Source organism: Brasilonema octagenarum UFV-OR1, from assembly GCF_963888615.1.
In the GTDB taxonomy this organism is placed as follows: domain Bacteria; phylum Cyanobacteriota; class Cyanobacteriia; order Cyanobacteriales; family Nostocaceae; genus Brasilonema; species Brasilonema sennae.
The window spans coordinates 40788-55802 of the sequence record NZ_CAWPKW010000099.1; the positions used below are offsets into that span (position 1 = coordinate 40788).

Annotated in this window: 4 protein-coding genes; all 4 read right to left on the reverse strand. The window is 42.3% G+C overall.

Translation table 11 applies throughout. The features are described 5' to 3' along the window. Positions 1-8 precede the first annotated feature (8 nt). Complete coding sequence (locus AC5590_RS07705) at positions 9-8843, reverse strand: non-ribosomal peptide synthetase (protein ID WP_169263548.1); 8835 nt, start codon at positions 8841-8843, stop codon at positions 9-11. Between the two features lie 21 nt (positions 8844-8864). Next, positions 8865-9914 (reverse strand): TauD/TfdA family dioxygenase, encoded by a 1050-nt coding sequence (locus AC5590_RS07710; RefSeq protein ID WP_169263549.1) that lies wholly within the window; start codon positions 9912-9914, stop codon positions 8865-8867. 106 nt (positions 9915-10020) lie between these two features. Beyond that, positions 10021-10908 carry a hypothetical protein gene (locus AC5590_RS07715; RefSeq protein WP_211178299.1) on the reverse strand — a complete coding sequence of 296 codons (888 nt, stop codon included), beginning with the start codon at positions 10906-10908 and terminating at the stop codon, positions 10021-10023. 61 nt (positions 10909-10969) lie between these two features. Then, entirely contained in the window at positions 10970-14476 is a 3507-nt protein-coding gene (locus AC5590_RS07720) for a condensation domain-containing protein (RefSeq protein ID WP_211178300.1), read from the reverse strand. Positions 14477-15015: the final 539 nt, after the last annotated feature.

The window sequence follows — 15015 nt, forward strand, 5'->3', positions numbered from 1 at the left end:
TTTCTCTCCTATTTTGACATTTTCTCTTTTTCTGAACTCACTGATTGCGCTTCCTTAATCATTTCACCCATTGCTACCACAATTTTGCGGTAACCGGAATAAGAATTCCGTCCGTGGGCAGTCAACATGTTATCTAGCATCAAAATATCTCCCTGTTGCCAAGGAAAACTAATCTGTGACTGCTGATAAACTTGATTAATTTCTGTAATAACTTCGTCTTCTATTGGAGTACCATCTCCATAATAAACATTACGCGGTAGCTTTTTATCTCCAAAGGTAGACAACAGAGATTCTCGAACTTCTGCGTCCAAATATGCTATGTGGTGCAACTGTATTTGATTGAAAAATACAGGATCACCAGTTTTTGGATGTACTGCTAAGGCTGGACGAACTTGACGAGTAATTAAACCATTATTATCATACCATTCAAAATCAATATTAGTTTTACGGCAATAATTTTCTACTTCAAACTTGTCATTAGTGCGAAAGAAATCTTGCCAGCTTACATCTAGACCATTCGTATAATTACGAACGTACATGAATTGTTTTTGGGCTAATCGTTCTCGTAGTTTTGGAGTGAGGAGTTGATAAGCTTTTCGACAGTCTACAATTGGCGTATCTCCACCTTTTTGTGCTGGTTGCACGCAGAAAAACCAAATCTTTAGGGGCCATTGATGTAAGTGCGAGCTTTCATTATGGAAGAGGATAGCTTTATCAGGTGGGTAAGGAGTAGAACCATAAACTTTACCGCTTTCTCCAGCACGAGGTAAGTCGCCATACTCACCGAATAAGTCTGGACAAATTGCCTGGGCAACACTTTCAAATTCTGAAACAGAATCTACATTAAAACCTCGAAATAGAATCGCTCCATGTTTCAACAATTCTGTCTCTATAAATTCCTGGTTAGTTTTAGCCCAAGCCACTAAATCAATATCGCGAGCAGCAGGCTGAATGACTAGAGGAAATGTTTGTCCTGGTTGGAGATAATCAGTTACGACCCATTTTTCTTGTGATAGGCTGACAGCCTTAGGGGCAATGCTGATAAACTTTTCGCGCTTGAAGGCTTTGCGCTCCTTTTTTTGCATAACTTGTTGTTTTCTTTCTTCTTCAGTAAGCATTTCTAAATTGCTTAGCCGTGCATCAGGTTGGGAAATAATGCTATTAAGCAGTGTCTGGAAGTGACCTGCCATACGAGTTATAGTGAGCGTATCGAAAAGGTCAGCATTATACTGCCACTTGCCTAAGATTCCTTGCTCTGTTTCCGTCAAAAATAACGCTAAATCAAACCTTGCCACTTTGTTTTCAACTTCCAACTGGCTTAATGTCAGTCCTGGCAATTCTAAAGGTGGTATTGGGGCGTTCTGGAGGACAAACAACACCTGAAATAGTGGTGGCGTGTTGCTTAAATTCCGCTCAGGTTGCAAAGCCTCTACTAATTTTTCAAAGGGTAAATCCTGATGAGCATAAGCTCCTAATGTTATAGAGCGTACTCGTTTAAGCAACTCCCCAAAGGTGGGGTTTCCGCTCAGATCGGTCCGTAAGACAAGCAGATTGACAAAAAAGCCAATTAATAACTCAATTTCTGCTCGATTACGATTAGCAACATCAGTGCCAACAACGATATCATCTTGACTGGTGTAGCGTTGTAGCAATATCTGAAAACCTGCTAGCAGGGTCATAAATAAGGTGACACCCTCTTGGCGCGAGAGTGCTTGGAGTTCTTGAGACCTGTTAGAGGGAATGAGGAAAGATTGAGTAGCGCCTTTGTTGGTTTTAACTTCTGTTCGCGGACGAGTTGTGGGTAATTGCAGTACAGTCTGGTTGTTTCCTAATTGCTGTTTCCAGTAAGCGAGTTGAGCTTCCAGTGTTTCTCCTTGTAACTGCTGTCGTTGCCAGACGGCAAAATCTGCGTACTGTATGGGTAATTCTGGAAGTGGAGAAGGTTTTCCAGCACAGAAGGCTTGATAAAGTGCTGCTAATTCACGAATGAACACACCCATTGTCCAGCCATCTGAGACAATATGGTGGATAGTGAACAATACTATATGCTCCTGATCGCTAACACGCACTATAGTACATCGCAGTAAGGGACCTTGAACTAAGTCAAAGGTGCGTTGGGATTCTTCGTCAATCAGTCGTTGAACAAGAGGTTTCTGTTCAGCTTTTGGCAACTCCCGTAAGTCCACTATTGGGAGTTTCAGGGTTATGGTTGAGGTTATCGCCTGAAATGGTTGTCCATCTAGCACAGAGAAAGTAGTTCGCAAGACTTCATGACGCTGCACAATTTCACATAAACTCTCCTCTAGTGCATTTACATTCAACAGACCAACAAATTGTACGGCAACTGGTATGTTGTATGTAGCACTACCTGGTTGCAGTTGCTCCAGCAACCACAACCTCTCCTGGGCAAAGGACAGTGGTATATTTTCGTCTCGCGAGACACGCAATAGAGGAGGAGTCTGCTGTCCTACTTTCACCTCTATTGTTTGTTGTATAGCTTTTGCGAGTCCAGCCACTGTTGGTGACTCAAACAAGCGACGTAGCGATAGCTGTACTTCAAAAGTTTTCCAGATCCGCGAGATGACTTGGGTAGCCAATAGAGAATGTCCGCCTAACTCAAAGAAATTGTCGTCAATACCTAGCTGTTCAATACCAAGAACTTGAATCCAAATTCCAGCTACCACTTCCTCAACTGGATTGCGAGGTGCGACAAAAGCTTCTTTAAGATAGAATTTGGTGGTGTCAAGTGCTCTTAAGGCACGGCGATCTACTTTGCCGTTGGGCGTCAGTGGCAGCGCCTCTAGTATCACAAAGGCTGATGGCACCATATAACTTGGGAGCTTTGACTCCAAAAAGTGACGTAGCTCAGTAACTGTTACAGTCTGCTCTAGGTGCAAAACTACGTAGGCTACCAAACGTTTAGAAGCAAGTTCATCCTCAAAAGCCACAACTATACTTTCGCGCACCATTGGGTGTTGGCTAAGGAGTGCTTCAATCTCTCCAAGTTCAATCCGGAAACCGCGTAGCTTCACTTGATTGTCGATACGACCTAAGTATTCGATCTCTCCATTCGGCAAATATCGGGCTAAGTCTCCTGTCTTGTACAGACGATTGCATTTTGAATTTTCAAAGGGGTTGGGGATAAACTTCTGTGCTGTGAGTTCTGGTTGGTTAAGATAACCACGAGCAAGTCCGACACCGCCAATGTGCAATTCCCCAGGAACTCCTACAGGAACCAGTTGTTGGTTTGAGTCAAGGATATAAAATTGCGTGTTGGCAATTGGTCGCCCAATTGATATAACTTCACCTCTTTCTTTTTGGTCTGGATTGCTTTCTATGATTCGGACAGATGACCAAATCGTAGTTTCGGTCGGACCGTATAAATTCCATACTTGCGTACCACGTTCGAGCAACTGATTAGCAAGGGAGCTATCGAGAGCTTCACCACCGCAAAGGATTTTCAATTGCCGATTGTCCTGCCACCCAGCAGATAGCAATAGTCGCCAGGTTGCTGGTGTGGCTTGCATAATTGTGGTATTTAACAAAGTCAACCCTTCTAGCAGTTGGGTTCCGTCAACAGCGATTTCACGACTCACTAATACCAAACGAGCACCTACAATCAACGGTAAATACAATTCCAGTGCTGCGATATCAAACGACAATGTAGTGACTGATAATAAAATATCTTCTTTAGTCAACTTCAAATTCTGACGCATGGCACTTAAGAAGTTAACTAAAGCACCGTGACTAATTTGCACTCCTTTAGGCTTACCCGTTGAGCCAGAGGTGTAAATCACATACGCTAAATCTTTAGTAGTTGCTTGGTTGATAGAATGGCAATTGCTTTGTTCGTCAATCTCCTGCCAGTCTGTATCAAGGCATACTACCTTTGCTTTATGTTCCGGTAAAGCTGCTACCAACTTCTTTTGAGTGAGCAGGACTGAAACTTTGGCATCTTCTAGCATGAATGCTAAGCGATCGCGTGGATACGCTGGATCAAGCGGCACATAAGCGCCACCGGCTTTGAGGATGCCCAATAGTCCGATGAGCATATCGAGCGATCGCTCCACACAAATTCCCACCAGTACCTCTGGTCCCACACCTAACGTTTGCAAATAGTGTGCTAGCTGATTGGCACGAACATTCAATTCCTGATAAGTCAGTTGTTGATCTACTCTGCGAGAAGCCGCGCGTAGCGCGTCTTCAAAAACTACTGCTACAGCATCTGGTGTTTGTTCTACCTGAGCCTCAAATAACTGATGAATACAAATAGAGGGGTAATCAGCCGATGTTTGATTCCAATCTACCAGCAGTTGCTGCTGTTGTGTTGCACTCAAGATTGGCAAGTCAGAAAGATGTTGTTCGGGATTGGCGACAATTCCTTCGAGTAGTGTGTGAAAATTCCCCTGGATTCGCTCAATAGTCGCAGCATCAAATAAGTCGCTATTATACTCGAATACGCCCATCAGTCCTTGTTCAGTTTCCGTCAAAAACACGGTTACATCAAACATGGCTGTTTCGGGTTCTACTTCCATTGGACTCAAGCTCAAGTCTGGAAGCGTCAATTCCTCCATTGGGGCATTTTGCAAAACAAACATTACCTGAAACAGTGGCGTATAGCTTAAATTGCGCTCTGGTTGTAGCTGTTCCACAAGCTGCTCAAAGGGCAAATCTTGGTAAGCATATGCATCCAAGGTAACCTCTCGAATCCGTCGCAGTAATTCTTTGAAGCTTGGATTTCCCGAAAGGTCGGTACGCAGTACAAGGGTATTGACAAAAAAACCTATTAGATCTTCTATCTCTTTGCGATTCCGGTTGGCAATTGGAGAGCCTATTAGAATATCTGCTTGATTTGTGTAGCGATACAACAATACTTTAAACGCCGCAAGCATTGTCATAAACAGAGTCACTGCTTCCCCTTTTGAAAGGGACTTAAGTGCCTCAGTTAGAGTTTTGGAAATTTGCCACGGCTGTTTTCTTCCCCTAAAGGTTTGAATGGCTGGTCGAGATCGGTCGGTAGGAAGTTGCAGCACAGGCAAGTGACCGCCTAATTGTTGTTTCCAATAAGCCATCTGGGATGACTGTACCTCTGTTTGCAACCACTGTCGCTGCCAAATCGCAAAGTCTGCATATTGAATAGTCAGTTCAGGTAGTGATGAGGGCTTACCGCTACAAAATGATTCGTAGAGTGCTGCTACTTCGCGAACAATCACGCCTGCCGACCAGCCGTCGGCGACAATATGGTGTATAGTAAACACCAACACATGTTCCTCTTCCTTCAACCGCAACAAGGTAGTTCGTAGCAATGAACCCTCGGTCAAGTCAAAGGGCTGTTGGGCGTGTGAGCGAGCCAGCTGCCGAACCGAAGCAACTCGTTCTTCTTCTGATAATTCCCCTAAATCTATAATCGGCAGCGTTATATTCAGCACCGAAGCAATTTCCTGGACAGGACGTCCATCTACATCCCTGAAATTTGTTCGCAATACCTCGTGACGTCGTACAATTTCGTTCAAGCTCTGCTCCAGTGCTGTCACGTTGAGCGAACCTTTCAGTATTACACCTCTGGAAATGTTGTAGAAAGGATTACCTGGTTCCAACTGGTCGAGGAACCACAACCGTTGCTGGGGAAAGGACAAAGGCAACTCGCCCTCCCGCGAAACGTGCTCAATTGGCGGAAGTTCGAGTTTTTGTCCAGCCCTGACTGCGGTTTCAATCACTTCAGCTAGTCCCGCCAGTGTGGGTGTTTCAAACAAACTACGTAAGCGCAACTCCACTTGAAAGGCTTCGCGTATTTGGGAAACAACTTGCGTTGCTAGTAACGAGTGTCCTCCCAAGTCAAAAAAGTTATCGTGGATACCTACGTGCTCAGTACCAAGAACTCTAGCCCAAATTCCAGCAAGGACCTCCTCAACTGGCGTGCGAGGATTTGTAAAACTTGTTTCTAACTCAGAACGTACTTGGTTGGGTTCTGGCAGGGCTTGACGGTCTACTTTGCCGTTGGGAGTAAGCGGTAGCGCCTTGAGCATGACAAAGGTTGAAGGCACCATATACTCAGGCAACCTCGCCTGCATATAGTTACGCAGTTCATTAATAAGGATAGGCGATTCTTGAGATGGTACGACGTAAGCTGCCAGATAGTTCTGACCAGACTCTGAATCTCTTGCTAAGACAACAACCTCGCGGACATTTGGGTGGAGACTGAGTACTGCCTCAATTTCTCCTAATTCTACGCGGAAGCCCCGAATTTTAACTTGGTGGTCGATCCGACCTAAAAACTCAATCGTGCCGTCTGGCAAATAGCGTGCCCGATCGCCGGTTTTGTAAAACCGCGCTCCCTCTTCTTGACTGAATGGATTGGGAATAAATTTAACAGCTGTCTGTTCCGGCTGATTCAGATAGCATCTAGCGAGAGTTGTCCCACCAATGTATATTTCGCCACTTACTCCTATGGGAGCAGGCTGCAGGTTCTCTTCTAGGACATAGACCTGCGTGTTACGAATTGAGCGACCCAGGGGAACTGTTTTGGATTTTTGATTGCAGGAAAGGTCGTCATTAAGTTCTACAAGATAAGTAAGTACACCTACAGTGGCTTCTGTCGGACCGTAGTGATTGAAGATTTGGCAATCTTGTGCATACCTTTGAATCTGCTCGATTAGTTCCCAACTGGTAGCCTCACCACCCAGGATAAGTCGTTTTCTAGGCAGGATAGACTTAGGTGAAGAAGATGTTAAGAGGGAAGCAAGGTGAGAGGGAACAATTTTGAGACAGTCAATCGGATGTCTGTGGCAGTATTCTGCTAAAGCTGCTGGGTCAGTAGCACGTTCGTAGGAGATCACATGCAGACACCCCCCCGTACACAGACAAGGAAAGATAACCGTGTTGCCTAAGTCTGCAGCGAATGTAGAAACCAGTCCAAAGTTGGCACCTGCTGGCAGGTTTAACGTATCGATGATGGCATATAGATAATTGAGCAGTTGTCGGTGCTCAATTGCAACCCCTTTGGGTCTGCCTGTAGAGCCAGAGGTAAACAGTGCATATACTAGATTTCCACTTGTTACCTTGGTATTGAGATTAACTTCATTTTCCTGAGCAATAATTTCCGAGTCGCTATCCAGGTAGATTACTGTTATTTGCTCAAAGTTATTTACCAATGACGAATGACTAATGACTAATGACACTCGGGCATCCTGCAATCGTAATGCCAAACCTTCTTTCGGTAATGCCGGATCTAGTGGCACATACGCCCCACCAGCTTTGAGGATGGCTAAAAGTCCAACTATCATGTCAAGTGAACGTTCTACACACAGCCCCACTAACACCTCTGATCCAACCCCCTGCTTTTGCAGGTAGTGAGCTATTTTGTTAGCCCGTTGATTGAGTTGGTGGTAAGTCAGTTGTTGGTCTTCAAAGATAACAGCAACTTTATTGGGGGTTTTTCGTGCCTGTTCCTCAAACAGTTGGTGAATGCACTTATTGTGAGGATAATCGCGCTTAGTATTGTTTACCTCGTCGAGTAATTGTCTTTCATTGTCGCTGAGAACCTCTAGCTGACTGATTGGTAAATCTGGATAAGCGCTCGCACTAGCTAACAACGTCTGAAATTGTCCGACTAAGCGTTTGATATCTTCTACATCAAATAAGTTTGAGTCATAGTGAAATGCTATATTTAGCGTATTATTCTGACGAGTACAGGAAAGCTTTACTTTGAATCTTTCAATGCAAGTAGACAGTCTATCAATCGAAAAAGATACATCAGCGGCTAGATGATTTCCTGGCAGTTCTTCAAAATCAAAACTAAATGGGAAAAAACCTAAGGTATTGGGATACGATTGTGCTAATGATTCCCAAGTAAAGTAATCTTGCAACTTATAAAGCTGCTCTGCACATGCATGATTTTTGTGTAAAATATCAATAAAACTTGATTCAAATTCTATATTTAAAATTAACGGTAAGTATTTAGTAAATAATCCGAGACTCTTCTCTAGTTCCTGATATTTGCGTCCCTCATAAGCCACACCGATACTCAAATTTTGCTGTTTGGTAAGACGCGCAAGTAAGATCTGCCAGGAAGCTAAGAAAAACTCAGCCACTGAAATATTATATTGCTGAGTCAGGGTGTCAATTTGTTCTAACAGAGCAGGGCTAATTGTAAAACTTTGCGTGTGAGGCTGAAATTCTAGTTGCTCTAGAGATTGTTTTTCAAAAGGTAGGTTTAATTTTATCAGCGTCGAAAAATCCTGTTTCCGCCAATAGTCTCTACCTACTTCTGTATCTGCCCCTTCTAACAATTCGTTTTGCCATTCAGCCAAATCTGCGTATTGTAATGGTTCATCGTCTAGTTCTTTACCTTGAAGGCAAGCTGCATAAGACTGGCTGATTTCTTGCACTAAAATTTTTAGCGTTGCTGCATCTGCACAAAGTGCAGGTAAGCTAATGAGCAAAACATACTTAGATGGTGACAGAGTTACTAAAGATAGGTGTAATGGAGAACCTTCTACTAAATTGAACGTCTGTTTGTGAACCTGATCAAATAAGGCGGATAAAAATTCTTCTTGTTCTTGGGGTGTACAACTGCTCAAGTTGTGGTTTTCATTCCAAATTATGTCGTTATTTCCAATAACTTGCAAAGGTATAGTCATACCAGGCAAGCAATGAAAATTAGTACGGAGAATTTCATGCCGATTGACAACTTGTTCTAAAGCTATTTTCAAAGTGTCGATCTCAAGATTCCCTTCTATCAAAACAGCACACTGTGAACAATAAGGGAAGTTGTCACTTTCCTGTAAATGCCACAGATGTTTTTGTTGGGGTGAGAGTCGAAAACCCTGCATTTCCTCTATCATTCTCATTCTCCGTACTGGGCACTAAATATCTTTACTACTCAATTGTTCTGCCATTCCTACTACGACTTTTCGTTGTCCCACAAATGGCATCCGTCCGTGGGAAGCAAGCATATTATCCAGCATTAAAATATCTCCAGCTTGCCAAGGGAAAATAACCGTTTCTTGTTGGTATACACCACGAATTTCATCTAATACGGCTGCTTCAATTGGCGAACCATCACCATAATATGTATTGTGTGGCAAGTCTGATTCTGGAAATTCAGCTAACAATGTTTCACGCATGGTAGGTTCCAAAGTTGACACATGAAAAAAAGCTGCGTGATTAAACCATACTTGTTCACCTGTTTGTGGATGTGTGGCAACAGCCTGCCGCACCTGTCGGGTTCTCAAGCGATTACCCTCTTTCCACTCAAACTCAATGCCATTGTGATGGCAGAAGGTTTCTACTTCTGCTGAATTGGTTGTTTGAAACACTGTCTGCCAAGTCAAGCCAAAACCATCGCCAAAGTTACGGACGTACATTACTCCTTTTTCGATGAAGCGATCGCGAATCTTGGAATCAATCCGCTTATATAATTTTCGAGTATCAGCAATGGGTGTTTCTCCTCCCTGAATAGCTGGTGTCACGCAATAAAAGAAGATTTTTAGGGGCCATGTGGCAGCGTAGGAATTCTCGCTATGTAAAAAGATAGTTTGGTTGGCTGGATAGTCAGTTGAAGTATAAATATTGCCTTGAATTAGGCTGCGGGGTGAAGAGCGATCGCGATATTCCAGCAAATCTCCAGAAACTGTCTGGATAAATTTTTCAAACTCAACCACATCTGTGACTTGGAAGTTACGAAACAGGATACCGCCATGCTTCAGTAAATTTTTTGCAATTAACTCCTGATTACTTGCGGCCCAAGTTACTAAATTAATTCCTTCTACTATAGGTTGTAACAGCAAAGGTAAGGATTTCTCAAGCGACAAAGGTCTTGCTTTGATCAATTTTGCATCCGAGAGATTAACGCCTTGCCGTCTTTTTGACCTTATTTGGTTGAGGCTAATTTTTGGATAGTCTGGAATCTTCATTCTTGCTCTCTTATAATATTGCAGCTTCCAGAATTATCTTCTGATTTTTATCTTGCGACAAATCACACTAATCCCAGAAGGCAAACTTCTTAGTTTATTGCTGTAACTATTTTGCTTGAATGGTGGTGTCTTCATTTATTGACTTATTAGCTTTTGAAAAATCTAAATCTAATTCCTCTAATGACTTGACACCCAGTGTCTCCAAAACAAAAGGGTGCAATGTATTGTTTTCGATAAAATTACTTTTTTCATCGTTTTTACCTTTATATAAGATGACCAAATTATGATAAAATTGTATGGAAATAGTGTTCTCATCAAAGTAGGAAGGACTGTATCCTGGATTTAAAAATTCCTGATAGTTTAATCCATCAACCAGTCTTTTAAACATATTCATCACGGTTGTTGGATCATTTAGATCGAGGCTACCACCAACAGTTATCCAGTTTTGTAACTCAAAACTGTCTTTGGCTAAGTTTGACCACTTTTCACCTTTAAGACTTGGCCAATATGAGTGGTGGATATTTTCTGCTGCATAAATGCCACCATCTTTAAGTGCTGGAAAGAAAGTATAGAACGCGTTGATATGATGTTCATTTGCAGAACTACCATCTTCAATTATAATATCTAGCTCGCCAGTTTCAGCTAAAACTTCTTGAATGAAATTTTCATCATTTTGGTCACCATGAAAGATTTTAATACGGTCTTCTTCTAAATACCTTTTGTCTATTATATCAAGACCATAAACCATACTGTTTGGGAAATAGGTTTTCCACGTTTTTAAAGCCTCTCCTCCTAATTTTTTATTTTCATAACCTCCTACACCAATTGCAAGAATTTTTAGTTTTTTCCACTTTAAGGGGGCAAAATGACTTTGATAGCGATGGGCAAACCGAAGTCTTGGCCATTCATCATGAGAATAAATAGCTGCTGTTTTACTTAAATTGTAAGGAGCGAGAAATGCTATTATTTTCAGCGGGAAATTGTTGATTTTCATTGATAAACTCCTCATTTAAAGAAAATAATAATAATAAAGCATGAAATATTTTCAGATTTTTTCAGACTCCATAAATTGCCTTACGCTTTGTCAGCTTGAGTTTTTGCACAGAAGTGTGTTCTAGTTCTTGTTCTTTTATGATCTGTTGTTCTCTGTCAGCTTTGGCGAGTACTTTGGCTAGCTCATTCATTCTAATGTCAGGCTGTTCAACAACATGGCGTAAAAGTATTTCTAAATGACTTATCATTCGAGCAATAGTTGTGGCCTCGAACAAGTCCGTTTTATACTCCAATGAACCATTAAAACCTTCTAGACTTTCCCAAATACTTAGCTTCAAATCAAATTTTGAAGTGCCGCTGTCGGCTTCCAACGGACGCAGAGTCAACCCTGGAAGTTCTATAGTTGGTATGGGAGCATTCTGAAGAATAAACATTACCTGAAACAGCGGGTTATGGCTTAAATTTCGTTCCGGCTGCAATTCCTCCACCAACTTCTCAAAGGGCAAATCTTGATGAGCATAAGCTCCCAAAGCAACTTCGCGCACCCGCCCTAACAATTCACGGAAAGTCGGATTGCCTGATAGGTTGGTACGCAATACCAATGTGTTGAGAAAAAAGCCAATGAGTTTTTCTGTTTCTCTTCTGGTGCGACCGACAACGGGCGAACCTACTATTATTTCCTCTTGGTTTGAATAGCAGTATAACAAAATCTTGAACACTGTCAGAAGTGTCATAAACTGAGTGACACTTTCTTGTCGATTCAAGTTGTTGACTGCCTCGCTTAAAGCCTTAGGAAATGCAAAAAATTGTTTTTCGCCAGTAAAGGTTTGTATAGCTGGTCGCGGTCGGTCGGTGGGAAGTTGCAGTATAGGTAAACTACCCCTTAATTGCTGCTTCCAGTAAGTAACCTGATTGTTGAGTACTTCTCCTTGCAACCATTGTTTCTGCCAATAAGCAAAATCTGCATATTGAATCGTAAGTTCAGGTAGTGGGGAGGGTAAGCCTTTAGAAAAAGATTTGTAAATCTCTGCCAGTTCTTGAATAAGAATACCAATAGACCAACCATCCGAAATAATGTGGTGCATGACTAACAGCAGCATATGCTCCTGTTGTGTCAAACGTAGGAGTTTAGCTCGCAGTAATGGTGCTTGGGACAAGTCGAAAGGCTGTTGAGCAAACTCAGTAGCGATGGACAAAGCTGAGTCTACACTTACTCCTGGTAAATCTGTGACTGGCAAGGTTATTTTTAAGGTGGGGGCAATCTTTTGGATCGGTCGTCCTTGTATTGCCGAAAAGCTTGTTCGCAATGCCTCATGACGCCGCACGACTTCGTTAAGACTTTGTTCTAGGGTTGTCAGGTTAAGCTCCCCAGTTAAATGCACAGCAATAGGAACATTATAGAAGGGATTTCCAGGTTCTAATTGGTCAAGGAACCACAAGCGTTCTTGAGCAAGGCACACAGGTAGTTCTTGATTTCGGGAAATAGGCTCCAGTGTGGGTTCTAACGCTGTTTTTGTTGTTAGTTGAGTCAGTATTTGTGTTGCTAGCAGGACAACACTGGCATCTTTGAAGAAATCCTCGATAGATATTGTGACTCCAAGGTCTACTTGAATCTGATTTTTGAGTTCAAAGACCATTAATGAGTCGAGTCCGAAAGTACTTAGCGGTACCTCTGAGTTTAGTTGGGATGCTGCAACTTTTAGTACGCGAGCAATCTGTGTTTGAAGATAAGGTATGAGCAGTGGCGGACGTTTTTCTGGTGGAGTTGCAAGAATTGCCTCACGGCTGAGACTTGTTTGGCTCCCCAACTCATCTGTATCATCCAGGATACTGCTGTTTATGATCTCCAATTCGCCTGCGAGAAACTGTGCGCGAGTTGCACGCCGTTGAATTTTGCCACTGGAGGTTTTGGAGATAGTACCTGGTTTTATTAGTAATATTCCATAAACTTGTATTTCATGCTCTTCAACAACCGCCTGACGAATTGCTGCTGTGACTTCCTCAAGATTAGGTTTGGCACGAAACTCTAACTCTTGAACTACGACTAGTCGTTCTTCATTCTCTACCTCTACCGAGAAAGCTGCACCACTACTTGAACGTAATGACGAATGGCTGCGTTCTGCTGTTAACTCTATGTCTTGTGGGTAGAGGTTGCGACCACGGATAATGATTAAATCTTTGGCTCGACCTGTAATGAAGAGTTCTCCATTGTGCAAAAAGCCCAAGTCACCAGTGCGTAGAAATGGTTCAGATCCTGTGTCTTTTAGGTAGGCGTGAAATATCTGCTCTGTTTCTTCTTGACGATTCCAATAACCCTGACCGACGCTAGGACCAGATGCCCAGATTTCTCCTACTTGATCTGATGAACAACGAGTTAATGTTTCGGGATTGACAATGACAATCTCCTGTTGAGGAATACTTTGACCGCAACTGACAAACGTCTGGGTATCTTCACTATTGGTATTTGCTTCAACGACTAGGTTTTTCTCTAATGAAGATTTCGCAACTGTTTTGCAAGGAGGCAAAGCTTTCTTGATCCCACCAGAAACCATCAGTGTTGCTTCTGCCATACCATAACAAGGGTAGAATGCTGACCCACGAAAACCACACTCTGCAAAGGTTGCGGCAAATTGGTCTAAAGTCTCCTGCCGGATTGGTTCAGCACCGTTAAATGCAACACTCCAACTACTTAAGTCGAGAGTTTCTTTTTGTTGTTGGGTAATCCTTTGAATACACTGCTCATAAGCAAAGTTAGGACCACCACTCGTAGTGCCTTTGTAGTGGGAAATGGTCTGTAGCCATCGATATGGACGTTGCAAAAAAGATGCTGGAGACATTAGGATGCAACCAAACCCACCATATAAAGGTTGCAAAATCCCACCAATCAACCCCATATCATGGTAAACAGGTAGCCAGGAGACAAATACACTGCTGGGAGAATGTTCCATGAGTTGGTAAGTCACGGCGGCATTGTGCAGCAGATTGCCATGACTCAGCATGACACCTTTGGGTGTGCCTGTAGAACCAGATGTGTATTGCAAGAAAGCGAGGGTATCTGCATTGATTTCAGGCTGTTGCCAAGAATTTTCTATACCCTGTGCCAGGTTGTCAGTAGTCAGCCAACGTAAATGACTCTGGTTTGTTTCTTTTGCAAGTAAAGACTGTACAGTAGGGAGAATCGTTGTTATCGTCAGGATAATTGCTGCTTGTGCATCTGTTATGATTGCTTGAATTCTGGGTGTATTGCGTTGATTGCGAGGTGGATAAGCTGGAACAGCTACCACACCAGCGTAGAGACAACCAAAAAAAGCACTCAAGTAATCTAGCCCTGGTGGATACAGCAATATAGCACGTTCCCCGGTTAAACCAAGGGTTTGGAGTTGAGATGCTATAGCCCGACTGCGTCGATCTAACTCATGGTAAGTTAACGTTGATTCCTGAGTTTCTCCATCTTCAAGGAAGGTGAACGCTTGTGCGTGCGGTTGTGTTGAACTGCGATAACGCACAATATCAACGACAGTCGCACATTGATGGGAAATTTTTGGAAATCTATTGAAAATTACAGTCATTTTTCGTTTCAAGCAATCAGATGCACATAAACAATGGTTGAATTAGGCAAGCCCAATGGCAAATTTCATTCTATGTAAGTTAGAATGCTGCCTTCATGCCTTTTTTTCATGGCAATAATTCTTTTTGGATAAACCTCAATAACTGTCTTATACAAATATGCATTGCAATGACTTGGTCAGTCATGCAAATCTTGGCTGAGATGAGTTGCAAGTTATTTTTAATTAGCACCTTTTACTCTAGAAGAAAAGTATTGTCTTTAGCAATACTTGTTTAATAGAGAATACTTATCAAAAAATAAGAAAATATAATAATTTCTTGAACTGTATTTTTATGACTTTTGGTAGATGCTAAAATAAATTTAGGTACTATCAAGATTTCATTCATCGGACTTGATGATTCGATGTTACGTAAGTCAAGTCATGTCAACTCAGCCAAAAGTGTTGAGTGGTAAATGTTATCTCAATTTGATATAGCAGGGAACGCTTAACGCTTAACAGACTTGAAAGTCTCTTGCTGAACCTGTTTTCTCATTAATTCG

What these genes read in the sequence shown, in the direction of transcription:
- AC5590_RS07720 (WP_211178300.1), bottom strand. Translation starts at nt 14,476, where the DNA reads ATGACTGTAATTTTCAATAGATTTCCAAAAATTTCCCATCAATGTGCG.
- AC5590_RS07715 (WP_211178299.1), bottom strand. Translation starts at nt 10,908, where the DNA reads ATGAAAATCAACAATTTCCCGCTGAAAATAATAGCATTTCTCGCTCCT.
- AC5590_RS07705 (WP_169263548.1), bottom strand. Translation starts at nt 8,843, where the DNA reads ATGATAGAGGAAATGCAGGGTTTTCGACTCTCACCCCAACAAAAACAT.
- AC5590_RS07710 (WP_169263549.1), bottom strand. Translation starts at nt 9,914, where the DNA reads ATGAAGATTCCAGACTATCCAAAAATTAGCCTCAACCAAATAAGGTCA.